Annotated in this window: 24 protein-coding genes; 18 read left to right on the top strand and 6 right to left on the bottom strand. The window is 69.2% G+C overall.

Annotated elements, in window-relative coordinates:
* Positions 1-56: 56 nt before the first annotated feature.
* The 4 genes from SBI67_RS03880 to SBI67_RS03865 all read left to right on the top strand — a co-directional run bounded on the left by SBI67_RS03880 (position 57) and on the right by SBI67_RS03865 (position 4,324).
* Positions 57-443 carry a hypothetical protein gene (locus tag SBI67_RS03880; protein WP_318979266.1) on the top strand — a complete coding sequence of 129 codons (387 nt, stop codon included), beginning with the start codon at positions 57-59 and terminating at the stop codon, positions 441-443.
* 123 nt (positions 444-566) lie between these two features.
* Positions 567-2,123, top strand: coding sequence for an aldehyde dehydrogenase (NADP(+)) (locus tag SBI67_RS03875; RefSeq protein ID WP_318979568.1), 1,557 nt, complete (start codon positions 567-569; stop codon positions 2,121-2,123).
* A gap of 30 nt (positions 2,124-2,153) precedes the next feature.
* Positions 2,154-3,059, top strand: coding sequence for a 5-dehydro-4-deoxyglucarate dehydratase (locus SBI67_RS03870; RefSeq protein WP_318979265.1), 906 nt, complete (start codon positions 2,154-2,156; stop codon positions 3,057-3,059).
* Entirely contained in the window at positions 3,059-4,324 is a 1,266-nt protein-coding gene (locus tag SBI67_RS03865; RefSeq protein ID WP_318979264.1) for a glucarate dehydratase family protein, read from the top strand. Before SBI67_RS03870 ends, SBI67_RS03865 begins: the two co-directional genes overlap by 1 nt.
* On the opposite strand, the gene SBI67_RS03860 is transcribed toward SBI67_RS03865, so the two are convergent.
* Positions 4,308-4,970 (bottom strand): TetR/AcrR family transcriptional regulator, encoded by a 663-nt coding sequence (locus SBI67_RS03860; RefSeq protein ID WP_318979263.1) that lies wholly within the window; start codon positions 4,968-4,970, stop codon positions 4,308-4,310. The genes SBI67_RS03865 and SBI67_RS03860 overlap by 17 nt on opposite strands.
* Positions 4,971-5,054: 84 nt before the next feature.
* Here SBI67_RS03860 and SBI67_RS03855 point away from each other — a divergent pair, with 84 nt between their 5' ends.
* A complete protein-coding gene (locus tag SBI67_RS03855; RefSeq protein ID WP_318979262.1) occupies positions 5,055-5,978 on the top strand; it encodes a LysR substrate-binding domain-containing protein in 924 nt (307 codons plus the stop codon).
* A gap of 10 nt (positions 5,979-5,988) precedes the next feature.
* On the opposite strand, the gene SBI67_RS03850 is transcribed toward SBI67_RS03855, so the two are convergent.
* Positions 5,989-6,990: a 2-hydroxyacid dehydrogenase gene (locus SBI67_RS03850; protein ID WP_413232391.1), complete on the bottom strand. Its 1,002-nt coding sequence runs from the start codon at positions 6,988-6,990 to the stop codon at positions 5,989-5,991.
* A 333-nt stretch (positions 6,991-7,323) separates the two neighbouring features.
* Here SBI67_RS03850 and SBI67_RS03845 point away from each other — a divergent pair, with 333 nt between their 5' ends.
* Genes SBI67_RS03845 through SBI67_RS03805 form a run of 9 tightly spaced genes read left to right on the top strand, consistent with a single transcriptional unit; the run spans position 7,324 to position 16,650 of the window.
* A complete protein-coding gene (locus tag SBI67_RS03845; protein WP_318979261.1) occupies positions 7,324-8,892 on the top strand; it encodes an ABC transporter substrate-binding protein in 1,569 nt (522 codons plus the stop codon).
* Between the two features lie 6 nt (positions 8,893-8,898).
* A complete protein-coding gene (locus tag SBI67_RS03840) occupies positions 8,899-9,828 on the top strand; it encodes an ABC transporter permease (RefSeq protein ID WP_266048390.1) in 930 nt (309 codons plus the stop codon).
* A gap of 2 nt (positions 9,829-9,830) precedes the next feature.
* The gene (locus SBI67_RS03835; protein WP_318979260.1) at positions 9,831-10,778 is read left to right on the top strand and encodes an ABC transporter permease; all 948 of its coding nucleotides are present in this window, start codon (positions 9,831-9,833) and stop codon (positions 10,776-10,778) included.
* On the top strand, positions 10,778-11,812 hold the full coding sequence (locus tag SBI67_RS03830; RefSeq protein WP_318979259.1) for an ABC transporter ATP-binding protein: 1,035 nt from the start codon (positions 10,778-10,780) through the stop codon (positions 11,810-11,812). The genes SBI67_RS03835 and SBI67_RS03830 overlap by 1 nt, the downstream gene beginning before the upstream one ends.
* Positions 11,805-12,797, top strand: a complete 993-nt coding sequence (locus SBI67_RS03825; protein ID WP_318979258.1) for an ABC transporter ATP-binding protein — start codon at positions 11,805-11,807, stop codon at positions 12,795-12,797. The genes SBI67_RS03830 and SBI67_RS03825 overlap by 8 nt, the downstream gene beginning before the upstream one ends.
* 5 nt (positions 12,798-12,802) lie before the next feature.
* Positions 12,803-13,525, top strand: coding sequence for a sulfite exporter TauE/SafE family protein (locus tag SBI67_RS03820; protein WP_318979566.1), 723 nt, complete (start codon positions 12,803-12,805; stop codon positions 13,523-13,525).
* Positions 13,522-14,322, top strand: a complete 801-nt coding sequence (locus SBI67_RS03815) for an IclR family transcriptional regulator (RefSeq protein WP_318979257.1) — start codon at positions 13,522-13,524, stop codon at positions 14,320-14,322. Before SBI67_RS03820 ends, SBI67_RS03815 begins: the two co-directional genes overlap by 4 nt.
* Positions 14,319-15,680: an enolase C-terminal domain-like protein gene (locus tag SBI67_RS03810; protein ID WP_318979256.1), complete on the top strand. Its 1,362-nt coding sequence runs from the start codon at positions 14,319-14,321 to the stop codon at positions 15,678-15,680. Before SBI67_RS03815 ends, SBI67_RS03810 begins: the two co-directional genes overlap by 4 nt.
* A gap of 1 nt (position 15,681) precedes the next feature.
* The gene (locus tag SBI67_RS03805; RefSeq protein ID WP_318979255.1) at positions 15,682-16,650 is read left to right on the top strand and encodes a 2-hydroxyacid dehydrogenase; all 969 of its coding nucleotides are present in this window, start codon (positions 15,682-15,684) and stop codon (positions 16,648-16,650) included.
* Here the strand turns inward: SBI67_RS03805 and SBI67_RS03800 are convergent.
* The 4 genes from SBI67_RS03800 to SBI67_RS03785 form a co-directional block, all read right to left on the bottom strand.
* Complete coding sequence (locus tag SBI67_RS03800) at positions 16,635-17,771, bottom strand: serine hydrolase domain-containing protein (RefSeq protein ID WP_318979254.1); 1,137 nt, start codon at positions 17,769-17,771, stop codon at positions 16,635-16,637. The two genes, SBI67_RS03805 and SBI67_RS03800, sit on opposite strands and share 16 nt — an antisense overlap.
* 20 nt (positions 17,772-17,791) lie before the next feature.
* Positions 17,792-18,811 carry an allantoicase gene (gene alc / locus SBI67_RS03795; RefSeq protein WP_318979253.1) on the bottom strand — a complete coding sequence of 340 codons (1,020 nt, stop codon included), beginning with the start codon at positions 18,809-18,811 and terminating at the stop codon, positions 17,792-17,794.
* A gap of 112 nt (positions 18,812-18,923) precedes the next feature.
* Positions 18,924-19,400 carry a 2-oxo-4-hydroxy-4-carboxy-5-ureidoimidazoline decarboxylase gene (locus tag SBI67_RS03790; RefSeq protein ID WP_413232390.1) on the bottom strand — a complete coding sequence of 159 codons (477 nt, stop codon included), beginning with the start codon at positions 19,398-19,400 and terminating at the stop codon, positions 18,924-18,926.
* Positions 19,401-19,478: 78 nt separating this feature from the next.
* Positions 19,479-19,967, bottom strand: a complete 489-nt coding sequence (locus SBI67_RS03785) for an inorganic diphosphatase (RefSeq protein ID WP_024450517.1) — start codon at positions 19,965-19,967, stop codon at positions 19,479-19,481.
* An 84-nt stretch (positions 19,968-20,051) separates the two neighbouring features.
* Here SBI67_RS03785 and dacB point away from each other — a divergent pair, with 84 nt between their 5' ends.
* Genes dacB through hpt form a run of 4 tightly spaced genes read left to right on the top strand, consistent with a single transcriptional unit; the run spans position 20,052 to position 24,061 of the window.
* Positions 20,052-21,437, top strand: a complete 1,386-nt coding sequence (gene dacB / locus SBI67_RS03780; RefSeq protein WP_318979252.1) for a D-alanyl-D-alanine carboxypeptidase/D-alanyl-D-alanine endopeptidase — start codon at positions 20,052-20,054, stop codon at positions 21,435-21,437.
* Positions 21,434-22,480 (top strand): Rv3626c family coenzyme F420 biosynthesis-associated protein, encoded by a 1,047-nt coding sequence (locus tag SBI67_RS03775; protein ID WP_318979251.1) that lies wholly within the window; start codon positions 21,434-21,436, stop codon positions 22,478-22,480. The genes dacB and SBI67_RS03775 overlap by 4 nt, the downstream gene beginning before the upstream one ends.
* The gene (tilS, locus tag SBI67_RS03770) at positions 22,459-23,427 is read left to right on the top strand and encodes a tRNA lysidine(34) synthetase TilS (RefSeq protein WP_318979250.1); all 969 of its coding nucleotides are present in this window, start codon (positions 22,459-22,461) and stop codon (positions 23,425-23,427) included. The genes SBI67_RS03775 and tilS overlap by 22 nt, the downstream gene beginning before the upstream one ends.
* Positions 23,428-23,476: 49 nt before the next feature.
* Positions 23,477-24,061, top strand: coding sequence for a hypoxanthine phosphoribosyltransferase (hpt, locus tag SBI67_RS03765; RefSeq protein ID WP_413232389.1), 585 nt, complete (start codon positions 23,477-23,479; stop codon positions 24,059-24,061).
* The last annotated feature ends 15 nt before the right edge of the window (positions 24,062-24,076 follow it).

Genomic DNA, 24,076 nt, shown 5'->3' with positions numbered 1-24,076 from the left:
CGGTCTCGCTGATCGCAACCGTTTGGCCGGGTACGGTCCGCGCCTAGGGTGACGCCGTGCGGCTATTTCTGGCAGACGAAGCATGGAGTGAACTGACCTCCGGCGCGGAACCCGCGGTGCGGGTGGCGGCCGCGGACCTGGGCCAGGCCAGGCGCGCCCGGGCGCGGCTGCGCGGTGGGCCGGAGCGGGTGGCGGTGATCCTCGATATCGAGGTGGCGGTCGCCGGCGATGTGCGCGTGGCGGCTGCGTCGCTGGCCGGGACGACCGCGGGGGTGCGCTACGCCGGCACCGTCGACGGTCTGGCCGGCTTGATCGCCGATATCGAATCGGCCGAGGTGGCCGACGGGGTGACGTTGATCGCGTCGGCATCCGCGCAGGATCTGCGTGGTCTCGGCGAGGATGTGCTGCGCCGGCTGGCAGAACGGGGCCGGATCTCGGCCTGACGGGCCGATCACTCCATTCAATACAGGTATCAGTGGGTGCTAAATCGGTCTTGGACATGAATTGATTGGCGTCCTAGCGTTGGACGGGTGACCACCCAACTGACCGCCCGCCCGACCGGCCAGATGATCATCGCCGGGACGCCCGTCACCGGGACCGGCACCGAAATCCGCGGCTTCAACCCCGCTACCGGCGAGACTCTGGAGCCCCCGTTCCGCTACGGCGACGAGTCGCACGTCGATGCCGCGTGCGCGGCGGCCGCGCAGGCATTCGGTCCGTACCGGTCCACCACCGCCGAGCAGCGAGCCCAGTTCCTGGAGACCGTCGCCGCCGGCATCGAGGCCATCAAGACCGAACTGGTGCAGCGCGCCGTCGCCGAGAGCGGCTTGCCCGAGGCCCGCATCACCGGGGAGGTGGGCCGCACCACCGGGCAGCTGCGCCTGTTCGCCGCGGTACTGCGTGAGGGCAGTTGGAACGGTGCCCGCATCGACCCCGCCCAACCCGAGCGCAGCCCCATGCCCCGGCCCGACATCCGCCAGCGGGCGGTGCCGCTGGGCCCCGTCGCGGTCTTCGGTGCGAGCAACTTCCCGCTGGCGTTCTCCGTCGCCGGCGGCGACACCGCCTCGGCGCTGGCCGCCGGCTGCCCGGTGGTGGTCAAGGCGCACGACGCTCATCCGGGTACCTCCGAATTGGTCGGGTCGGCCATCACACGCGCGGTCGCCGAGGCCGGGCTGCCTGCGGGCACCTTCTCGCTATTGTTCGGTTCCGGGCCCGGTCTGGGTACCGCGCTGGTCACCGACCCGCGGATCAAGGCCGTCGGGTTCACCGGATCACGTTATGCCGGAACCGCATTGGTGGCTGCCGCGGCTGCCCGCCCCGAGCCCATCCCGGTGTACGCCGAGATGAGCGCCGTCAACCCGGTCTTCCTGCTCGACGGTGCCCTGCGGGCGCGCGGCGCGCAGATCGGCGCCGCCTTCGTCGGGTCACTGACCATGGGATCCGGCCAGTTCTGCACCAATCCCGGACTGGTGCTGGCCGTCGACAGCCCGGGGCTGACGGACTTCCTGGCCGCCGCCGAGGCGGCGCTCGCGGGTGTCGCGGCCACCCCGATGCTGACCCCTGGCATTGCCGCCGGATATGCCAAGGGTGTGGACACCTTGCGCGGCGAGGCCACGCTGCTGGCTCAGGGCCGGCCTGCCGACGACGAAACATCCTGTCAAGCAGCGCTTTTCAGTGCCGATGCCGAGACCTTCCTGGCCTCGGAGGCGTTGCAGGCCGAGGTGTTCGGCGCCGCCAGCGTGCTGGTTCGGTGTGCCGACGTCGACGAGATGGTGCGCGTGGCCGCCGCATTGGAGGGCCAGCTGACGGCCACCGTGCATGCCGAGGAGTCCGACTACGGCGTCGCGGCCACGCTGCTGCCGGTGCTGGAACTCAAGGCCGGGCGCATCCTGTTCAACGGCTGGCCCACCGGTGTCGAGGTCGGCTACGCCATGGTGCACGGCGGCCCGTACCCGGCCACCTCGGACGCGCGCACCACCTCCGTGGGCGCCCGCGCCATCGAGCGTTTCCTGCGTCCGGTGTGCTACCAGGATGTCCCACCGGCGTTGCTGCCCAGCGCCATTGCCGACGGCAACCCGGATCGCATCTGGCGCCGGGTCGACGGCCAACTATCCCGCGACTGACCTTCCACGATTCCCGCTAGGAGTACCCCCATGCTTGACGGCGTCTTGTTCTTTCCTGTCACCCCCTTCACCGGCACCGGCGAGGTGAACCTGGAGGCGCTCGCCGCGCACGTCGCCAAGGGCGTGGATGCCGGCCCCGGCGGCGTGTTCGTCGCGTGCGGCACCGGCGAGTTCCACGCCCTGGAAGCCCAGGAGTTCGGCGGGGTGGTACGCACCGCGGTGGCGGCCACCGCGGGCCGGGTTCCGGTGTACGCCGGCGCGGGCGGTGCGGTGGCCCAGGCCAAGGTGTTCGCGAAGACGGCCGCCGCCGCCGGCGCCGACGGGTTGCTGCTGCTGCCTCCGTATCTGGTCACCATGCCGCAGCAGGGTCTGATCGACTACACCCGCGAGGTCGCGGCGGCCACCGACCTGCCGGTGATCGTCTACAACCGGGGTAATGCCCGCTACACCGAGGAGTCCGCGGCCGAGGTGGCCCAGATCCCCAACGTGGTCGGATTCAAGGACGGCACCGGCGATGTCGACCGGGTCGCGCGCATCGTGCGGGCCGTCACCGACGTTCTCGCCCCGTCCGGCAAGACCTTCCAGTTCTTCAACGGACTGCCCACCGCCGAGGTGTCCCAGCAGGCCTACCGGGCCATCGGGGTCACGCTGTACTCGTCGGCCACCTTCGCCTTCGCCCCGGAACTGGCACTGGCCTACTACCGGGCGCTGGAAACCGGCGACGAGGAGGCTCTCGGGGCGTTGCAGCGCGAGTTCTTCCACCCCTTGGTGCGGCTGCGTGACACCGTGCCGGGATATGCCGTGTCGCTGGTCAAAGCCGGTGTGACGATGGAGGGTATCGACGCCGGGCCGGTGCGCCCGCCGCTGGTCATGCCCTCGCCCGAGCACCTTTCCGAACTCACCCAGATCGTCAAAGCCGGCCGCGCGGTGCTGTGATGGCGCCCGCCTCCATCCGGATCACCGGGGCCCGCATCACCCCGGTGGCCTTCGTCGACCCGCCGCTGTTGAACACCGTCGGTGTGCACCAGCCCTACGCGCTGCGTGCCATCGTCGAACTGCGCACCGACGCCGGCCTGGTCGGACTCGGCGAGACCTACGCCGATACCCGTCACCTGGCCCGGCTGAACGCGGCGGCCGAGGCGATCACCGGACTGGATGTGTTCGCGCTCAACGCCATCCGGGCCGCCATCGCCCAGCGGCTGCGCGGTGACGACGCCGCTGTCGGAACGGCGGGGATGATCACCTCCGCCAGCGCCGTCGACCAGGTGTTCTCGCCGTTCGAGGTGGCCTGCCTGGACGTCCAGGGCCACGCCACCGGCCGGCCGGTGGCCGACCTGCTCGGTGGTGCGGTGCGCGACGCGGTGCCGTTCAGCGCGTACCTGTTCTACAAGTGGGCCGCGCATCCAGGAGAGCGGCCCGACCGGTTCGGCGAGGCGCTGGACCCGGCCGGCCTAGTCGCGCAGGCGCAGCACATGATCGACGAATACGGTTTCACCGCAATCAAACTCAAGGGCGGGGTGTTCCCTCCCGAGGAGGAGATGGCGGCCATCGAAGCGCTGCACGCGGCGTTCCCGAACCACCCGTTGCGACTGGACCCCAACGCCGCCTGGAGTCCGCAGACCTCGGTCAAGGTGGCCTCCGGGCTGGCGGGCATCCTGGAATACCTGGAGGACCCGACACCGGGCATCGCGGGCATGGCCGAGGTGGCGGCCCAGGCTCCGATGCCGCTGGCGACCAACATGTGCGTGGTGGCCTTCGACCAGCTGGCGCCCGCCGTCGCCGCGGGTGCGGTGAAAGTGGTGCTCTCCGATCATCATTACTGGGGCGGCCTGCAGCGCTCCCGGCTGCTGGCCGGCATCTGCGACACCTTCGGGCTCGGCCTGTCCATGCACTCCAACTCGCACCTGGGCATCAGCCTGGCCGCGATGGTGCACCTGGCCGCGGCAACCCCGAACTTGACCTATGCCTGTGACACGCACTGGCCTTGGAAGAGCGAAGACGTCGTCAAGCCGGGGGTACTGAGCATCCGGGACGGCAGTGTGGCCGTGCCGACCACCCCGGGCCTCGGCGTCGAACTCGACCGTGACGCGCTGGCCGCGCTGCACGAGCAGTACGTGCGGTGCGGTATCCGCGACCGCGACGACACCGGTTACCTGCGCAGCATCGACCCGACCTTCGAGGCGATCAGTCCACGCTGGTAGTGGTCCGTACGGCCGCGAACAGGGTCACCAACACCTCGACGAGGTGGGCGCGCTCCACCTGGACGTCACCCTGCAGCACGGCACCGACCGTGCTGATCATCCCGCCGACCAGGAACTGCGCGATCAGCCGGATATCGGTGGGCAGGCTGTCGGGCTCCAGGCCCGGATCACCACCACTGGCGGCCGACGATGCCAGCATGCCGGCGAACCGGCGCGACTCGGCCAGGCTGCGCCTGCCCAGTGCCGGTGAGGCGGTGGACTCCAGCACCAGGATTCGGCCTTTGCGCGGGTCGGCGAGGATCAGGTCGACCATTTCCTCGAGCACCGCCCTGATGCGGGCACGGTCATCGGCGGGTGCGTTGGCCAGCGCGGCCACCGAGCGCTGAGCGCCCTCTTCGATCACCTCGCCGTACACCGCGAGGTGCAGCGCCTCGATATCGGCGAAGCTCTCGTAGAAGTATCGGGGTGCCACGCCCGACAGTTCCGTCACGCCGCGCACCGTCGTTCCCGCCACGCCGCGGGTACCCATCAGTTCGAGGCCGGCCGCCAGTAACCGGCTGCGGCGCTCGGCGACTCGGTCCGCTGCCTCCTGGCCGCCGTAGCGCCGGCGGACGCGGGGCGCGTTGTCGGGCCTGGGATCGGACACCGAATCATCTTGACACAGACGCCCATCCGATTGGCCTAGCGGACATTGGCCCTGCCCGCGCGGCGGCGCGCATAGACTGCAGCGATGTTCTCGTTGGCCCGGCTGTCCTGTTTCATCGCCGTCGCCGAGGAACTGCATTTCGGCCGCGCTGCCGAACGGCTGCACATGACCCAGCCCCCGCTGAGCCGGCAGATCCAACAGCTGGAGGCCGAGCTCGGCGTGCAGCTGATCGATCGCACCACCCGCTCGGTCACCCTCACCCCGGCGGGGGTCGCGTTCCTGCCGGACGCCCGCCGCATTCTGCAGCTGGCCGAGAGTGCGGCCCTGACGGTCAAGCGGGTGCCGGCCGGTGACTTGGGCACCGTTGTCGTCGGATTCACCGCGGCCTCGGCCCATGCGGTGCTACCGCGGCTGCTCGAACGCACCAGGGCCAAGCTGCCGGATGTGAAACTGGAACTGCGCGAGATGGTTTCGGCCGCCCAGATCGAGGGGCTGATGACCGGCGAGATCGATCTGGGCATGGCGCGGCCGCCGCTGAAGCGGCCCGGCATCGTGTCCCGGCCGCTGCTGCACGAGCAGCTGGTGGTGGCGCTGCCCGCCGAACATCCGCTGGTCGGTCAGGCTCGGCAGCTCACGCTCAACGACCTGGACGGCCACGACGTCGTCATGTACTCGCCGATCGAGGCGCGCTATTTCAACGAACTACTCATCAGCGCATTCACCATCGCCGGCGCGACGCCGCGGTACGTGCAGTTCGTGACCCAGGTGCACACCATGCTGGTGCTGGTCCGCTCGGGCATCGGGATCGCGCTGGTGCCGGCATCGGCCGCCACGCTGCACCCCGAGGGCGTGGTGTTCCGGTCCATCGGTGCGTTCCGGGAACGGCCGGTCGAACTCGATGCGGCCTGGCGTCAGGACAGCACGAATCCGGCGTTGCTGCGGCTGCTGCGCGATGTTCTGCCCACCCGGGAGTGGACCACTGACGACCTGGTGGAACGACACACCTGAGCGGTCGGCGTCAGACCCGCGCCGCCGGCTGCAGCACCGGGGTGACCAACCGCCCGGTGGCCAGGAATTCGTCAAGGTTGCGCAGCGTGAGGGCCTCCATCGCGGCACGGGTCTGCACCGTGCCGCTGCCGACATGAGGCAGTAGCACCACGTTGTCCATCCGCAACAACTCCACCGGGACATTCGGTTCGTCGGCGAAGACGTCCAGGCCGGCGCCTGCCAGCCGGTCCTGCTGCAGCGCGGTCACCAGCGCGGCCTCGTCGACGACGCTGCCGCGCGCGATGTTGATCAGGTAACCCGCGGGTCCGAGGGCATCCAGCACGTCGGCGCCGACCAGGCCGCGGGTGGCATCGCCGCCGGCCGCGGCCACCACCAGGGCGTCGACGTCGCGAGCCAGTTCCACCGGCGTCGCGGCGTAGCGGTACGGCGAATCGGGCACCCGATGGCGGTTGTGGTAACTGATGGTGCATCCGAAAGCTGTGAGCCGCTTGGCAATTGCGCCGCCGATCCGGCCCATCCCGATGATGCCGACCCGGGTGTTGCTGACCTGCCTGGTCAGCGGGTAATTGCCGTCGACGGTCCAGCGGCCGGCCCGCACGTAACGGTCTGCGTCGGTGAACCGGCGCAGCACGTCGATCAGCAGCCCGACGGCGGTGTCGGCGACGCAGTCGGTGAGCACGTCGGGGGTGTTGCTCACGCCGATACCGGCGGCGGCCGCCGCGTCGATATCGGTGGTGTCATAACCGACCCCGAAGTTGACCACCGCACCCAAGGCCGGCAGTGCCGCCATCAACGCGGCGTCCACGCCGGTGCGGCCCGAGGTGACCGCCGCCGTGACGTCGGCACCGTGTGCGGCCAGGAACTCGGCGCGTTCCGTCTCCTCGTCGGGCAGGACCAGGGCGTCGTACGTGGCGTGCAAGGTCTGGGCGAGCGAGGGCTTGAGCGGGCCGACCTGCAGGACGCGTGGCGCGGGCACGGCACGGGGCGCCGAATCGGACCTCATATCGGACATGGGCACTCCTTCGTCGCTCATCACGCTAAGGATGCCCGCGAATACCTGTCCAACACGGAAATAGCATAGGTTGATGCCGAACCGGCATAACGTTTCAAACGGGTGCCGGAACTCGGTATCAAACATCCCGGACGAACGGCAAAACAGCAGTACAAGGGGTATAGCCCCGCCGTCCGACGGGACGGGAATGCGCCCCGCAGGGCCCCGAAACGGCCCTTTTGGGCGGGCTTGACGCCATTCGAAAGGCGCTCCTACGGTGTGTCTACCGTCACAGATTCCGTCCACATACATGGACATCACACGGAACAGCCCACTGTCGAACCGGAGGACCAGATGGCCGCACCAGTGACGCCTGCCGTCGCATCCCTTGCCGCAGCGGGCGTCGTGCTGCTGACCGGCGGGTGCACGGTGGCCAACACCGGTCATGGCGGATACGACCCCGACACCCTGCGCCTGGTGATCTCCCAAGAGCCGCCGACGCTGGAGCCCTGCGAGAGCTCACTGACCTCGACCGGCATCGTGGTGCGTTCCAACATCACCGAGCCGCTGATCGAGCGCGACCCGACCACCGGTGATCTGCAACCCCTGCTGTCCACCGGGTGGCGCCAGGACACCCCCAACCGGTGGACCTTCGACATCCGCTCCGGGGTCACCTTCTCCAACGGGGCGCCGTTCACCGCGGCCGACGCGGCGTTCGCCATCGACCGCGCGGTCAACTCCGATCTGGGGTGCAATGTCGACGGATACGTGTTCGGTGACGAGAAGCTCGCCCTGGCCAGCCCCGACGACGCGACCTTGACCGTCACCACCGAGAAGCCGGATCCGATTCTGCCGCTGCGTATCTCGTTCGTCGAGATCGTCCCGCGCGGCACCAGCACCACGGCGAAGGTGCGCGAACCCATCGGCACCGGGCCCTACGTCATCGCCGGCTGGGACTATGGCCAGAAGCTCACCCTGAGTCGTAACGAGCGCTACTGGGGGCCAAAGCCCGCCTTCGCCCGCGCCGAATACCAGTGGCGCAGTGAGGGCAGTGTGCGCGCCGCGATGGTCACCAACGACGAAACCGATATCGCGACAGGCCTCGGACCCGAGGACGGCGCGGGGGAGCTGGGGGTGGAATTCCCCAACAACGAGACCACCGCGCTGCGCATCACCTGTACCGATGCACCGCTGGACGACATCCGGGTCCGGCAGGCCATCAACTACACCGTCAACCGCAGCGGCATCGTCAAGGCACTCTTCCGGGGTATGGGTCAGCCAGCCGCCCAACTGGTCCCCGACGGCGTGGTCGGTCACAACCCGGATCTGACACCGTGGCCGCACGACGTCGACAAGGCCAAGCAGCTCGTGGCCGAGGCGAAAGCCGCGGGCGCTCCGGTGGACCGGCCGATCCGATTGATCGGACGCACCGCCCAGTTCCCCAACATCACCGAGACCATGGAGGTGATCCAGAGTGAACTGGCCGAGATCGGCCTGAACCCCCGCATCGAGATGATGGACACCGCGGGGCAGCTGCAATTCCAGCTGCGACCGTTCCCGTCCGGTGCGGGTCCCTTCCTCGCGATGATCCAGCACGGCAACCAGGCCGGGGATGCGGCATTCAGTGTGGACCAGTACATGCGCACCGACGGTGCCCAGAACGGCTGCGGCACTGCGGCATTCGATCGAAAGATCGAGGCGGCCGGGCAGCTGACCGGCTCGCAACGCCAGGATGCCTACGCCGCGCTGTTCGCCGAGGAACCGACCGAAGTGGCCCAGTTCGCCTATATCGCGCACATGACCGGCATCCTCGGGAAGTCCCCGCGCGTCGAATACGCACCCAACTCGGCCACCGGAGACGAGATGCGGCTGGCCGAGATGACCAAGGCCGGCAACGGCTCTGATCGATCAGACAGGAGCTGAGCCGACATGTTCTCCTTTGTCCGGCGCCGGATGTACACCAGCACCATCCCGCTGATCGTCGTGCTGCTGGGGGTGTTCCTGCTCGCCCGCCTCACCGGCGACCCCACCAACCTCTACCTGCCCGAATCGGCGACCGCCGCGCAGCGGGCCGCGTTCGCGCAATCGCACGGCTTCGACCAGCCGCTGATCGTGCAATTGACGGATTACTTCAAAGGCGTGCTGCACCTGGATTTCGGCACCTCGCTACGCACCGGCGAATCCGCATCGGCGATGGCGCTGCGCGCCTTCCCCGCCACGCTGCAGCTGGCGGTCACAACGATGGTGCTCGCGATCCTCGGCGCCGTGATCGTCGGCTGCTGGGCCGCGTACCGGCCGAACTCGCTGGCCGACCGGTTCTCCAGCCTGCTGTCCATGACCGCCGCCAGCATCCCCGATTTCTGGTTCGCCATCACCGGGGTGTGGCTGTTCGCGGTGCTGCTCGGGGTTTTGCCCACCTCCGGCACCGACGCCGGCATGCTGTCCTGGATCCTGCCGATCGCCACCTTGATGATCCGTCCGCTCGGGGTGCTCACCCAGGTGGTGCGCGGGGCCATGGTCGCGGCCCTGTCGGCGCCGTATATCCGGCTGGCCCGCAGCAAGGGCGCCGGTGACTTTCGCGTGGTCACCCACCACGCGCTGCGCAACGCGGCGGCACCCGCGCTGACGGTCGCCGGTGACCTGGCCGTCGGCCTGATCAACGGTGCGGTGGTGGTGGAGGCGATCTTCGGCTGGCCGGGCATCGGCAAACTGATGATCGACGCAATCCTGCAGCGCGACTTCGCGGTGCTGCAGGCCGCAGTGCTGCTCACCGCGGTCAGCATCTTCCTGCTCAACATCCTCATCGATGCCTGTTATGCGCTACTGGACGCGCGCGTCCGCGAACCCGCAAAGGTCTGACCATGACGCAAATCGACCTCGTACCAGCCAAACCCGCCGCCGCGGAGCCGCACACCGAACCGCCCGCGGCCCGGTCGTTGTGGTTGCGGTTGCTGGTCAACGACCGGGTGGCCACCGTCGCCGCGGTGGTGCTCGGCCTGGTGGTGCTCACCGCGGTGTTCGGCCCGATGGTGGTGGGCGGTGCGGCCACCCACATCGACCTGGACAACTCGAACCAGCCGCCGTTCACCCTCGCCCACGGTTGGGTGAACGTCCTGGGCACCGATCCGCTGGGGCGCAGCATGCTCGCCCGGTTGGTGGTGGCCTGCCGCACCACGCTGTCGGTCGCGATCCCCGCCGTCGTCATCTCTGCGGTGGTCGGCTCGGTGATCGGCATGTGGGCCGGCTACCACCGTGGCTGGCGGGAAACCCTGGCGATGCGGGTGGCCGATGTCATCATGAGCTTCCCGTCGCTGCTGCTGGCCGTCGTCGTGCTCTACGTCTTCTCGCCCAGTGCCGCCAATATCGTTCTGGTACTGGCCATCACCCGTATCCCGGTGTACCTGCGCACCGCCCGCGCCGAATCCGCCGAACTGTCCAGCCGGGTCTTCGTGGACGCCGCGCGGACGTTCGGCGCCAGCGGATCATCGATCATCATCCGACACGTACTGCCGATCGTTCTGCCGACCTTGCTCACCGTCGCCACCCTGGATTTCTGCTATGTGATGCTGGCCGAGAGCTCACTGAGCTTCTTGGGCATCGGGATCCAGCCGCCCGATGTCAGCTGGGGGTTGATGGTGTCGCAGGGTCGGACCTACCTGCACACCGCGTGGTGGCTGTCCTTCTTCCCCGGCCTGGCCATCGTCATCACCACCGTGTCGGCGACCATCCTGGCCGCGTGGGCGCGGATCGCCACCGACCCCGGCCAACGCTGGCGACTCACCGTGCCGAAGACCGGAAAGGCCATCTGATGACCGTGCACGTACACAGCGACCTCGCCGAACGCCGCACCACCGACCGTCTCGACGTCGACCCGGCGCTGGAAGTGGACGGCCTCACCGTCGACATCCGCACCATCGCCGGCACCGTCCGCGCCGTCGACCACGTATCGTTCACCGCGCGCCGCGGCGAAACCCTGGCCCTGCTCGGCGAATCCGGATGCGGAAAGTCGATGACTGCGACCGCGTTGGTCGGGCTGCTGGAACCGGTCGCCGAAGTCGTCGACGGCTCCGCCACCCTTGCCGGGGTCGACCTGCTGACCGCCGACCGCAAGGCGCGCCGCAAGCTGGCCGGACCGGAACTGGCCATCGTGTTCCAGGACGCGCTCACCGCGCTCAACCCGCTGTACACCGTCGGCACGCAACTGGCCGAACCCTTCCGCATCCACCACGGGATGAAAGCCAAGGAGGCCAGGCGCAAAGCCGTCGAACTGATGGCCCGGGTTGGTATCCCGCAACCCGAGGACCGGGTGAACGCGTATCCGCACCAGTTCTCCGGAGGTATGCGTCAGCGGTTGCTCATCGCCATGGCCGTGGCCCTGAACCCGCGCGTGCTGATCGCCGACGAACCCACCACGGCCCTCGACGTCACCGTACAGGCGCAGATCATGGCGCTGCTGAAGAGCCTTCGCACCGAATATGACATGGCCGTCGTCCTGATCACCCACGATCTGGCGCTGGTGGCCGAGGAGGCCGACCGGGTCGCGGTCATGTACGCCGGCAACGTCGTCGAGACCGGGCCGGTGGCCGAGGTGTTCGCCGACCCCCAACACCCTTACACAAGAGGCCTGCTGGAGTCGGTGCCGGTCAGCGCCGAACGTGGCAGCGAGCTGAAGTCCATCGGCGGGGCGCCGCCGGATCTGCACTCCATCCCGAAAGGCTGTGTCTACCAAGACCGCTGTCCCAAGGCGGCGGCGCTGTGCCGGCAGAGCCGGCCCGAACTGACCGCTGTCGCCGCGTTCCGCGCAGTCGCGTGCCACTTCCCCGGGGAGACCGACCATGAGTGACGAACTGTTGTCCGTGCGCGGGCTGGCCAAGAGCTTCCGGGTGGCCGGTGGTAAGAAACTGCACGCGCTGGACGGGATCGACCTTGACCTGCACCGCGGTGAAACCCTGGGGCTGGTAGGCGAATCCGGCTGTGGAAAGTCCACGTTGGCTCGTACCCTGATGATGCTCGAGCGCCCGGATGCCGGCGCCGTCAGATTCGACGGTATCGACCCATACGGCCTGCGCGGCAAGGAACTGCTGAGGTTCCGTCGTCGCGTGCAGATGGTGTTCCAGGATCCCTACGCCTCGCTGAACTCCCGGATGACGGCGGCCGAGATCATCGCCGAACCGTGGCGCACCCACAAGACGTTGCACCCGTCCCGCAAGGATCGCGACATGCGGGTGCGCGGGCTGCTCGACATGGTCGGGCTGGGACCCAAAGCGTTCGGCAAATACCCGCAGGAGTTCTCCGGCGGTCAGCGCCAGCGGATCGGCATCGCGCGGGCCCTGGCGTTGAACCCCGACGTCATCATCTGCGACGAACCGGTCTCCGCGCTGGACCTCTCGGTGCAGGCGCAGGTGCTCAACCTGCTCAACGATCTGCAGCGGGAACTGCGGATCTCCTATGTGTTCATCTCACACGACCTGTCCGTGGTCCGCCACGTCGCCGACCGGGTCGCCGTGATGTATCTGGGGCGCATCATCGAAACCGGCCCGACCGAAGCGGTATTCGATCGTCCCCAACACCCCTACACGGCCGCACTGATGTCGGCGGCGCCCAGGCTGCACGCCGAGCATCGCGGCGAACGCATCCTGCTCACCGGCGAGGTCCCGTCACCGCTGAACCCGCCGTCGGGGTGCCGGTTCCGCACTCGGTGCGCGCACGCCACCGACATCTGTGCGCGGCAACGCCCCCCGGTCGCCCGCGACCCGCAGACGGTCGAGCATGCGGCCGAATGTCATCACCCGCTCGGGGCGTCGCCCCGGTTGTCCCACAGCGCATGAGCGATGTGAGTGCGTCCGGTTTCGCGACCATCGCGGTCGCGGTGTTGATCGCGTCCTGTCTGCAGGCCTCGATCGGCTTCGGCCTGGGCATGTTGGCCGCCCCGATCGTCGCGTTGGTCGACCCGGCGCTCATCCCCGGCACCCTGATCATGTTGGCGGCCATCGTCACCTTGATGGTGGTGGTGCGGGAGCGGACGGCGATCGACGTGAGGGGCACCGGCTGGGCGCTGGCCGGCCGGATACCCGGCACCATCGCCGGGGCGCTGATCCTCACCGCCATACCGCAACAGGCCTTGGCGATGCTCATCGCGGCCGTCGTGCTCGGCGGTGTCGTACTGACCAGTCTGGGTTGGATACCCGCGCCCCGGCGCCGCAACCTCGTGTTGGCCGGTGCCACCTCGGGCATGCTGGGCACGGCCACCTCGATCGGCGGCCCGCCGATGGCGTTGGTGTGGCAGCGAAACAGCGGACCGCGGCTGCGTGGGACGATGTCCGGATTCTTCCTGATCGGCTCGCTGATGTCGTTGACGATGCTGACCGTCACCGGCGCGGTGAACCGGCACATCCTGGTCATGTGCGCCATGCTGATACCGGCCACGGTGGCGGGATATGCGTTGTCCCGCTATGCGAATCGGCTGCTCAATCCGCGACGGCAGCGGTGGACGGCGATCACTGCCTCGGCCGTCGGAGCCCTCGTCGTCGTCGTTCAGCAGATGGGACTGCTATGACCGAACACACCGTGCGCAGTATCACCGGAACCGGTGTGAAATCCGCCGTCCGCACCGTCGAACTGCTGGAGTTCCTCGCGGCCCGCCACGACCAGCCGGCCCGCATCCGGGAGGTCAGTGCCGCCCTGGACATGCCGCGTAGCAGCGCCCACGCACTGTTGCGCACGCTGATCGCGCAGGGCTGGGTGCGGTGCGACGAGTCGGGCACCTTGTACAGCATCGGGATTCGTGCCCTGCTGGTCGGGACCAGTTACCTGGACACCGACCCATACCTGCCCGGCATCACGCCCTTCCTCGACGAGCTGCGCGGCGCCTGGGACGAGACGTTCCACCTGGCCCGCCTGGACGGCTACGACGTCGTCTACCTGGCCACCCGGGAATCCCGGCAGTACCAGCGCACCACCAACCGGGTCGGCAGGCGGCTGCCCGCATACACGACCGCGCTGGGCAAGGCGCTGCTGGCCGAACGGGTCGGCGCCGAGCGCGACGCCCACATCCCGACCGAGCTGACCGCCATCACCGAGCGGACGGTGACCAACCGTGCCGCGTTGGACGAGGCGCTGGATACGGCACGAATCCGGGGCTACGCCACCGACGACGAGGAAAACACCGTCGGCGTGCGGTGTTTCGCGGTGCCGCTGCGCTACAGCCGGCCGGTCCAGGACGCGATCAGTGTCTCGGTGCCGGTCGCCCGGTTGACGGCCGACCGGGAGGTCGGCCTCATCGAGGCATTGTGCGCAACCGGTGACAAGGTGAGCCGAGTTCTACGGCCATTGGCAGAGAAGGTGAATTCATGAGTACCCACAAGAGTCCCCACCGGACACCCACCGTCACCGAGATGCGGGTGGTCCCCATCGCCGGACATGACAGCATGCTGCTCAACCTCAGCGGCGCCCACGGACCGTACTTCACCCGGAACTTGTTGATTCTCAAGGATTCCGAAGGCAACACCGGAGTGGGGGAAGTGCCGGGCGGGGCCGCCATCCAGCACACGCTGGAGGAGGCCCGCCCGCTGATCGAAGGCCGCGGCATCGGGGATCACCACGCCGTGCTCGGTGATGTCCGCCGCGAGTTCGCCGGCCGCGACGCCGGTGGCCGCGGTGCCCAGACCTTCGACCTGCGGGTCACCGTGCATGCCGTCACCGCGGTGGAATCCGCGCTGCTGGACCTGCTCGGCCAGTATCTCGGGGTGCCCGTCGCGGCCCTGCTCGGCGACGGCCAGCAGCGCAGCCGGGTGCAGGCGCTGGGATACCTGTTCTTCGTCGGGGACCGCACCCGAACCGACCTGGCTTACCGCTCGGCGGCCGACGAATCGCCGGGAGCCGATGACTGGCTGCGCCTCCGGCACGAGGAGGCGATGACACCGCAGGCCGTGGTGCGGTTGGCCGAGGCGGCCCGCGACCGGTACGGCTTCCGGGATTTCAAACTCAAGGGCGGTGTACTGCCGGTCGCCGAGGAGGCCAAGGCGGTGATCGCGTTGGCCGATCGGTTCCCCGACGCCAGGATCACCCTGGATCCCAACGGCGGCTGGCTGCTGGCCGACGCCGTCACCACCTGCCGGGAGCTCACCGGGGTGTTGGCCTACGCCGAGGACCCGGTGGGCCCCGAAGGCGGCTTCTCCGGCCGCGAGGTGATGGCCGAGTTCAAACGCGCCACCGGGCTGCCGACGGCGACCAACATGATCGCCACCGACTGGCGCGAGATGGGGCATGCGATCCGGTCCGGTGCCGTGGACATCCCGCTGGCCGATCCGCACTTCTGGACCATGAGCGGGTCGGTTCGGGTGGCGCAGCTCTGCGATGCGTGGGGTCTGACCTGGGGATCGCACTCCAACAACCACTTCGACGTGTCGCTGGCCATGTTCACCCACGTCGCGGCCGCTGCGCCCGGTGCCATCACCGCGATCGACACGCACTGGATCTGGCAGGACGGTCAGCGCATCACCAAGGCGCCCTACCGGATCGTGGACGGTTACCTGGATGTCCCGGACGCGCCCGGCCTGGGCGTGGAGCTGGACGAGGACCGGGTGGCCGCCGCGCACGAGCTGTACCTCGCCGAGGGACTCGGCGCCCGCGACGACGCGGTGGCCATGCAGTACCTGATCCCCGGCTGGACCTTCGACAGCAAACGTCCAGCCCTGCAACGGGATATCTGATATGCAGATCCTGGTCGCCGACCGCAACCTGGTACCGCACCGGACTCGCTTCGAGGCGGCGCTGCCCGCCGGAGCATCCGTGGTCTGGGGTGACGGGCACGCCCTGCGGACCGCGGAGGTCTTCGTCGGTGGCCGGTTCACCGCCGAGATGGCCGCGGTGGCCGAGAAGCTGCGACTCATCCACGTGGCCGGGGCCGGCACCGACCGGGTCGACTTCACCGCGCTGGACCCGGATGTCCAGGTGGCCAACACCTTCCATCACGAGCACTCGATCGCCGAATACGTGCTCAGTGCCGTGATCACGCTGCGCCGGGACTTCCTGGCGCAGGACCGGGCGCTACGGCGCGGGGTGTGGGCCACCTCGGTGTACGACGACACCATCGCACAACCGCCCACCGTGGCGGGCGCGCGGGTCGGCTTCGTCGGGTTCGGGCATATCGGTCGCCGATCATGGGAGTTGTTGCGGGCGTTGGGTTGCACCGGCGCGGCCGTCACCGGGTCGGGGCGCGTCGACCCGGCGCACGGTCTGGCCTGGGCGGCCGACACCGCATCGGCCCTGGACCGGCTGATGGCCGAATCCGACGTCGTGGTCGTCTCGGCCCCGCTGAGCGCCGCGACCACCGGCATGATCGGGGCAGCGCAACTGGCCGCGCTCGGGGCCGACGGGGTGCTCATCAACGTGGGACGGGGCCCGCTGGTCGACGAGCGCGCGCTCTACGAAGCCTTGCTGCACAGCCATATTCGCGCCGCGGCCATCGACGTGTGGTATCGATACCCGACGCCGGGCGCGGGCGATGGCGCACCCGCCGACCTACCGTTTCACGAGCTGACCAACATCCTGATGACGCCGCACTCCTCGGGGGTCACCGCGGACACCTTCGCGGGCCGCGCCGACGATATCGCCGCCAACATCGGCCGGCTGGGCCGGGGCGAACCGCTGCACAACCTGGTGTCTCACAGCGCGTCGTAGACCAACCGGAAGTACCGGTCGGTGCGCGCCGATCCCTCCACACCGGGACCCATCTTGTTCATCACGTAGGCGACGGTCGCGCGGCGGTCGGGGTTCATGGTCTCCCACGACCCGCCCCAGCCGCCCCAGAAGCAGATCTTCTCGTCCGGCACATACGGGATCGTCTCCGGTTTCGGTAGCCCGAACCCGAGTCCCCAGCGCAGCGGATGGCCGGCCAGCACCAGATCGGGCCCGTCTAGTTGCACCTCGAAGATCTGCTCCACCGTTTCGGGGCGCAGCAGGGTGACGCCGTCGACGGTGCCGCCGAGCGAGATCACCGACAGGATCCGGGCCAGTGCCCTGGCGTTGGTGTGCCCGTTGACCGCACCGAGGTCCGCGGCCCGCCAGGCCGCGGTATTGGCGATGGCGGGGTCGGGTGCCGGTCCGGTGAAGGTCTTGCGCATCGGCACCGTCCACTGGTCGATCGGCGGTAGGTCGAAAGGTTCGGTGGACGGGATGATCTCGGCGATCCGGTCGGTGTCGGCCGGGGCCGCACCGATCTGGAAATCGGCCCCGAGCGGCCCGGCGATCTCGTCGCGTACGAATTCCTTGAGCGGGCTGCCGGTGACCCGGCGCACCACCTCGCCGATCAGGTGTCCGTAGGTCAGGGCGTGATACCCCGACGCGGTGCCCGGCTCCCACCACGGCGCCTGAGCGGCCAATGCGGCAGTCGAGCTGTCCCAGTCCAGGATGTCCTCCGGGACGACGGGTTGCTCCCACCCCGAGACACCGGAGGAATGGGTGAGCAGGTGACGGATCCGCACATCGTGTTTGCCGTTGGCGGCGAACTCCGGCCAATGGTCGGCCACCCGGTCGTCGGCAGTGATCAGTCCGCGATCGACGAGCATCAGCGCGGCCAGGCTGGTGACCGTCTTGGTCGACGACCACACGTTGACGATGGTGTCGCGGGTCCACGGCACCGTCCGCGCCGCGTCGGCGTGACCGGCCCATACGTCGACCACCAATTCGCCGTCGATGTCCACGGCGATGGCCGCACCGACCTCGCCGCCGGTCTGTACCTCCTCGGCGAGCGCCTCGACCAGCCCAGTGAAGCGGTTGTCCCAATGTCCGTGCACGGTCATCGGGACATCATCCGCCCGATTCAGGCGCTGGCCGCCCAGATCTGGCGAACCTGTTGCAGCCCAGACTCGGTCAAGTGACCGAAGAGCCGCAGCCGGGCCATTCCGCCGTCCGGGTAGATGTCCAGCTGGGCCTCGGTGACCGGGCGGTCGTCCTCGATCAGGAAGCGGTGCCGGGTGTCGGGCTGAAGTTCGGTGCGCGGTAGCACCTCGAACCAGTCGCCGTCCCCGCTGCGTCCGGACAACCGGGCCCAGCCCGGCGCGTTCCCGACGAAGTAGCTGGTGTCCAGTTCGGCGGCGGCGAGCAGTCCTTGCCCGGCCAGCCGCACCTGCACCCAGTCGTTGCCGGCATCGCGGCGCCGCGACGTCTCCCAGCCCTCGCCCATGTGCCGCGGGGTCCCGGGCAGCAGCAGATTGTTCGGCGAGCTGTAGAACATGTTGGAACACGCCGTGATCCGGCCACCGTTCTCCAGAGCGGCGAGGTCCAGCGGCAGGGCGGCGGCGAAATCGGGATCGAGCACGCCCTGGCCGTGTACCCGGAACCGGGCGATACCGCCGTCCGGGTACATCGAGAGGCGTACATGCGTCCAGCGTCGGGTCGACTTGACCGGGAAGGGGTTTCGCGTGTCCCCGTTGACCGCGGCGCGTTCCACGATGGTCGTCCACTCCGTCTTGTGCACCAGTTCCTCGACCGAGGGGTGGCCCGCCACGTTGGCGGCCTCGACCGAGATGTGCGGCGGGTAGTTGCCGGTGAACCAGGCGGTGTCGACCACGACGCCGTGCACCAGGGCCGGTGCCCCGAGCCTGACGATGGCCGAGTCGCAGGAGTCCGGGGTGGCCCCGCGGCGCCTGCGCGTCTCCCAGCCGTCGTAGATCTGACCCTTGTGACCGAAGGTGGCCGGCCGGTGCTCGGCGGCGGCCGGGGTGATCAGGTTTTCCTTCTCGGCGAACACGTCATCGTTGGCCCAGAGCACGGCACCGCCCGCGGCGCGCGACGCCAGATCCGGGAAAGCTTGGAAGGGGGGAGGGGTAGCACTGCTCACCGGGCGAGCCTAATGCTCTTCGCGCGAGCGCTCATGCCGAGTCTGATGCTCTTCGCGCGAGCGCTCATGCCGAGTCTGATGCTCTTCGCGCGAGCGCTCATCGCTGCCACGGCTACCAGTTGTCGAAACCGCCCTCCGGCCCGAGCATCCGCTCCAACCGGGTCCGGTTGATCTTGGCGAGCTCGTTGCGCACCACCTTGCGCTCGGTCTCCACGTCGTGGTGCATGCGGTCGGCGATCGTGGTGAGCACGTCAGGGGCACACAGGCCGGCAACGTACATCACGTAGTCGAAGCCGAACTTCTCGCTGTAGCGCTGCTCGGCGGCCAGCAGGGCGGACCGCTCCGTATCGTCACAGGGCCGCACCGAACAGGGGTAGGCCTGCAGGATGGCGTCGACCGACTGCTCGGACAGCCCGAACAGCAACCCGTCGGCCCGGCGGAACAACGCGTCGTGGTCCGGGTAGGGCCGCCCGGCCACGAGGTCCCCGGCCAGTGTCACGCAGTGCACGCACTCGTAGACGGCGTGCATGGCGCGCCGCTGTGGCATGGCGTTGAACGCCTCGAGGCCGATCCCCTGATGCATCAACACGCCTCTCATGATCGAAGGCGCAAGACACGCGGGGGTTACCGCGTGTTACGGCAATGCAAAATCAGCTACCGCTGAACTTCAGTGCGTCTTGAACCGCTCGATCGAGCGCTGCAGCTCGGCCACCGCGGCGTCCCGACCGGCCCAGTCGGCGGCCTTGACGAACTTGCCCGGCTCCAGGTCCTTGTAGTGCACGAAGAAGTGCTTGATCGCCTCGAGCTCGAACGGCGGCACATCGGCCAGGTCCTGGATGTGATCCCAGCGCGGATCGCCGGCCGGCACGCACAGCAGCTTGTCGTCACCGCCGGCCTCGTCGGTCATCTGGAACATCGCGACGGGCCGGGCCTCGACGATGACGCCGGGGAATACCGACTCGGTCAGCAGCACCAGCGCGTCCAGCGGGTCGCCGTCCTCACCGAGGGTGTTCTCGAAGAAGCCGTAGTCGGTCGGGTAACCGAACGACGTGTAGAGGTAGCGGTCCAGCTTCACCCGCCCGGTCTCGTGATCCACCTCGTACTTGTTGCGCGATCCCTTGGGGATCTCGATGACGACGTCGAACTGCTCGCTCAAAGCTCCTCCATGGGGACGGATAACGGTGCGGGCACCGCTGTCGCGGCGCGGGTCCACCCTAGAGGTAGCGATACCCTGCTCTATATGCGGCCCGCTCGGTGGCGCCGATCCACCCACCTGGTGATCGGCCTGGTGGTACTGGTACTCGTGGGTGCCGTCGTCGGTGTCGCCGCGGTGATGGCCTCCGGGGACACCGCGGCGCGCAACACCGACGCGATCCGGCCCCAGCCGGCCCCCGCCACGGCCGCCCCCGGCGTCCAGGCGCTGGGCAATGACACCGACGAGCCGTCGGCGGCCGGGCTGGCCGCCGCTCTGGCCGGTCCGCTGGCCGATCCGAACCTGGGCATGCTCACCGGGCGGGTGACCGACGTCGGCACCGGCGCCGAGCTGTGGGCCCAGGGGGCGACCGTGCCGATGCTGCCCGCCTCGACCAACAAGGTGCTCACCACCGTGGCCGCACTGGCCACCCTGGACCGCGGCGCCACGCTGAGCACCACGGTGCTGGCCGGGCCGACGCCCGGTCTGGTGGTGTTGCGCGGCGGCGGTGATCCCACCCTGTCGGCGGCCCCGGCCGGCAAGCCGACCTGGTACAAGGGTGCCGCGCGGATCAGCGACCTGGCCGATCAGGTCAAGCGCAGCGGTATCACGGTGACCGCCGTGCAGGTGGATCTGTCCGCGTACAGCGGGCCCACGATGGCGCCGGGCTGGGATCCCGCCGATATCGACGGCGGTGATATCGCCCCGATGGAGTCGGTGATGCTCGACGGCGGCCGCACTCAGCCGGTATCGGTCGATTCACGACGGTCCACCACGCCCGGCCTGGATGCCGGCCGCGCGCTGGCCACCGCGCTCGGCGTCGATCCGGCCACCGTCACCGTGGCCGCAGGCCCGATCCCGGACGCCAGGCAGCTCGCGTCGGTGGCATCGCCGCCGCTGCTGGAGCGGCTGCGGCAGATGATGAACGAATCCGACAACGTGATGGCCGAATCGACGGGGCGTGAGGTCGCCGCGGCGCTGGGCCGCCCGCAGAGTTTCGACGGCGCCGTGCAGGCCGTGCTGACCCAGTTGCGCAAGGTCGGTGTGGACACCGCCGGCGCGGTCCTGGTGGATTCCAGCGGACTGTCCGTGAACGACCGGTTGACCGCCGACACGCTCGACGGTGCGGTGGCCGCGGCGGTGAGCGGGGACCATCCCCAGCTCCGCCCGCTGGTGGACGTGCTGCCGATCGCGGGCGGCAGCGGCACGCTGTCCAACCGCTACCTGGACACCGATGCCGGTAAGGCGGCCGCCGGCTGGTTGCGCGCCAAGACCGGGTCCCTGACCGCGGTCAACACGCTGGCGGGCATCGTCACCGATGTGAGTGGGCGGGTGCTGACCTTCGCGCTGATGTCCAACAATGCCGGGCCGACCGGGCGGACATCGCTGGATGCGCTGGCCGCGGTGCTGCGGTCGTGCGGGTGCGGCGGATGAGCCCCGGTTCACGGCTGACCGTCGGTGGCGCGGTCGACTGGGAGTTCGCCGCCACGGTCGGCGCCAAGCTGACCAGGCCCGCCCCCGTCACCACCGACTACACCCGCGACCAGGCCATTGCTCAGCTCTCCGAATTGTCAAGGCGCGCAGAGCTTCCGGTACGCGAGGTGACCGGGATGAACGAGGGCGCCGACATCGCCGACGCCAGGGTGGTGGACCGCCCGCAATGGGTACGCGCGGCCACCGGCTCGATGCGGACGATGACCGGTGGCACCGGTACGCCCGGCGGATTGCTGACGTCGAAGATCACCGGGGCGCAGACCGGTGCGGTGTTGGCATTCGTGTCGGCGGGCATTCTCGGCCAGTACGACCCGTTCGGTGAGAACGGTGGTGAGCTGCTCCTCGTGTATCCGAATATCATTGCGGTGGAACGACAATTGCGGGTGGATCCGACGGACTTCCGGTTGTGGGTCTGCCTGCACGAGGTGACCCACCGGGTGCAGTTCCGGGCCAACCCGTGGCTGCCCGAGCACATGTCGTCCGCGTTGGCCGCGCTCACCTCGGACGCCGGTGAACAGGTCGGCGAAGTGGTCGGCCGGCTCGCCGAGTACATCAAGGGGCAGCGCAACGGCGAAGCCGGCGAATCGCATTCGGGCGGTGTGGTGGGTTTGCTGCGCGCCGTGCAGGCCGAACCGCAACGGCAGGCGCTGGACCGGCTGCTGGTGCTGGGCACCCTGCTGGAAGGCCACGCCGAGCATGTGATGGACGCCGTCGGGCCCGCGGTGGTGCCGACGGTGGCCACCATCCGCCGCCGATTCGACGACCGGCGTCAGCGCCGACAACCCCCATTACAACGGATCATCCGGGCACTGCTGGGTTTCGACGCCAAGATGAGCCAGTACACCAGGGGTAAGGCATTCGTCGACGAGGTGGTGGGCCGGGTCGGCATGGCGCGGTTCAACACCATCTGGACCAGCGCCGAGACGTTACCGCTGCCCACGGAAATCGAAGAGCCGCAACGGTGGATCGACCGGGTGCTGTAACGCTCGTGCGCGCTGCCGTCGGCGCCTTTGCGGCCGCACACGGTGGCCAACGCTGGTGCGTCGCGCTGTCCGGCGGTGCCGACTCGCTGGCCCTGACCGCCGCCGCCGCGACGCTGCGGCCCACCGTCGCGCTGATCGTCGACCATGGGCTGCAGCCCGATTCGGCCGATGTCGCCCGGCACGCCCGGCAGCAGGCGCTGGATCTGGGATGCGTTGCGGCGCACGTGCTCACCGTCGACGTCGGTACCGAGGGCGGACCGGAGGCGGCGGCCAGGGCCGCGCGTTACCGGGCGCTCGACGAGGCCCGTGCCGGGCTGCCGGTGCTGTTGGCGCACACGCTCGACGATCAGGCCGAGACGGTGGTGCTCGGGCTGGGTCGCGGGTCGGGGGCCCGGTCGATCGCCGGGATGCGCGACTACGACGCCCCGTGGGGGCGTCCCCTGCTCGCGGTCCGCCGTACCGTGACCCGGGCGGCCTGCGCCGAACTGGGTCTGCGGCCCTGGGAAGACCCGCACAACACCGACCCGCGGTTCACCAGGGTCCGGCTGCGCACCGAGGTGCTGCCCTTGCTGGAAGAGGTGCTCGGGGGTGGCGTGGCCGAGGCGTTGGCCCGCACCGCCGCGGCGCTGCGGGAGGATTCCGAGGCGCTGGACGCGTTGGCCGCCGGGGCCACGGACGAGGTGCGGCGCGGTGACGGTTTGGACATCGCGGGGCTGGCCGGCCTGCCCGCCGCGGTCCGCCGCCGGGTGATCCGGCGCTGGCTGCTCGACGGTGGTGCGCGGGACCTCACCAGCGCCCAGATTCACCGCGTCGACGCGCTGGTGACCGAGTGGCGCGGTCAGGGCGGGGTGGCAGTCCCCTCGGCAGGCCGTAGCAGTGAGCGGCGCGCCCGGCTGTTCGCGTCCCGCCGCGACGGGATGCTGACGATGCACACCGAACCGGTCTGATCCGAGACCGCCGTTGGAACCGGGCGCGTTGACGTGGCACGCTGTGGGCGTGCCTGCGCATTCCGCCGCCGAGTTGTACTCCGGTGACATCAAGTCGGTGCTGTACACCGAGGAGCAGATCCAGACGCGCACCGCCGAATTGGCGGCCAGCATCGCCGAGCACTACCGCGACCTCGTCGCCGGTGCCGACGACCTGCTGCTGGTCACGGTGCTCAAGGGTGCGGTGATGTTCGTCACCGACCTGGCGCGGGCCATCCCGCTGCCCACCCAACTGGAATTCATGGCCGTCAGTTCCTACGGGTCGTCCACCTCGTCGTCGGGCGTGGTGCGCATCCTCAAAGATCTCGACCGCGATATCAACGACCGGCACGTGCTGATCGTCGAGGACATCGTCGACTCCGGGCTGACCCTGTCGTGGCTGCTGCGCAACCTGGCCACCCGGCGTCCGCGTTCCCTGCAGGTGTGCGCGTTACTGCGCAAACCGGAGGCGGTGCGCGCGGACGTGGACATCTCGTTCATCGGCTTCGACATCCCCAACGAGTTCGTCGTCGGCTACGGCCTGGACTACGCCGAGCGCTACCGCGACCTGCCGTTCATCGGCACGCTGGAACCCAAGGTGTACGAGCTCCCCTAACCGGCGCAGAATGCG

The organism is Mycolicibacterium chengduense (assembly GCF_033741155.1).
GTDB lineage: Bacteria > Actinomycetota > Actinomycetes > Mycobacteriales > Mycobacteriaceae > Mycobacterium.
Note: the sequence above shows the minus strand (reverse complement) of the source record. Positions and strands in the feature narration are given on the sequence as shown.

What these genes read in the sequence shown, in the direction of transcription:
- dacB (WP_318979252.1), top strand. Translation starts at nt 20,052, where the DNA reads ATGCGGCCCGCTCGGTGGCGCCGATCCACCCACCTGGTGATCGGCCTG.
- SBI67_RS03805 (WP_318979255.1), top strand. Translation starts at nt 15,682, where the DNA reads ATGCAGATCCTGGTCGCCGACCGCAACCTGGTACCGCACCGGACTCGC.
- SBI67_RS03815 (WP_318979257.1), top strand. Translation starts at nt 13,522, where the DNA reads ATGACCGAACACACCGTGCGCAGTATCACCGGAACCGGTGTGAAATCC.
- SBI67_RS03800 (WP_318979254.1), bottom strand. Translation starts at nt 17,771, where the DNA reads ATGACCGTGCACGGACATTGGGACAACCGCTTCACTGGGCTGGTCGAG.
- SBI67_RS03830 (WP_318979259.1), top strand. Translation starts at nt 10,778, where the DNA reads ATGACCGTGCACGTACACAGCGACCTCGCCGAACGCCGCACCACCGAC.
- SBI67_RS03870 (WP_318979265.1), top strand. Translation starts at nt 2,154, where the DNA reads ATGCTTGACGGCGTCTTGTTCTTTCCTGTCACCCCCTTCACCGGCACC.
- SBI67_RS03850 (WP_413232391.1), bottom strand. Translation starts at nt 6,990, where the DNA reads ATGTCCGATATGAGGTCCGATTCGGCGCCCCGTGCCGTGCCCGCGCCA.
- SBI67_RS03810 (WP_318979256.1), top strand. Translation starts at nt 14,319, where the DNA reads ATGAGTACCCACAAGAGTCCCCACCGGACACCCACCGTCACCGAGATG.
- SBI67_RS03875 (WP_318979568.1), top strand. Translation starts at nt 567, where the DNA reads ATGATCATCGCCGGGACGCCCGTCACCGGGACCGGCACCGAAATCCGC.
- SBI67_RS03825 (WP_318979258.1), top strand. Translation starts at nt 11,805, where the DNA reads ATGAGTGACGAACTGTTGTCCGTGCGCGGGCTGGCCAAGAGCTTCCGG.
- SBI67_RS03855 (WP_318979262.1), top strand. Translation starts at nt 5,055, where the DNA reads ATGTTCTCGTTGGCCCGGCTGTCCTGTTTCATCGCCGTCGCCGAGGAA.
- SBI67_RS03835 (WP_318979260.1), top strand. Translation starts at nt 9,831, where the DNA reads ATGACGCAAATCGACCTCGTACCAGCCAAACCCGCCGCCGCGGAGCCG.
- SBI67_RS03840 (WP_266048390.1), top strand. Translation starts at nt 8,899, where the DNA reads ATGTTCTCCTTTGTCCGGCGCCGGATGTACACCAGCACCATCCCGCTG.
- SBI67_RS03845 (WP_318979261.1), top strand. Translation starts at nt 7,324, where the DNA reads ATGGCCGCACCAGTGACGCCTGCCGTCGCATCCCTTGCCGCAGCGGGC.
- SBI67_RS03865 (WP_318979264.1), top strand. Translation starts at nt 3,059, where the DNA reads ATGGCGCCCGCCTCCATCCGGATCACCGGGGCCCGCATCACCCCGGTG.
- SBI67_RS03775 (WP_318979251.1), top strand. Translation starts at nt 21,434, where the DNA reads ATGAGCCCCGGTTCACGGCTGACCGTCGGTGGCGCGGTCGACTGGGAG.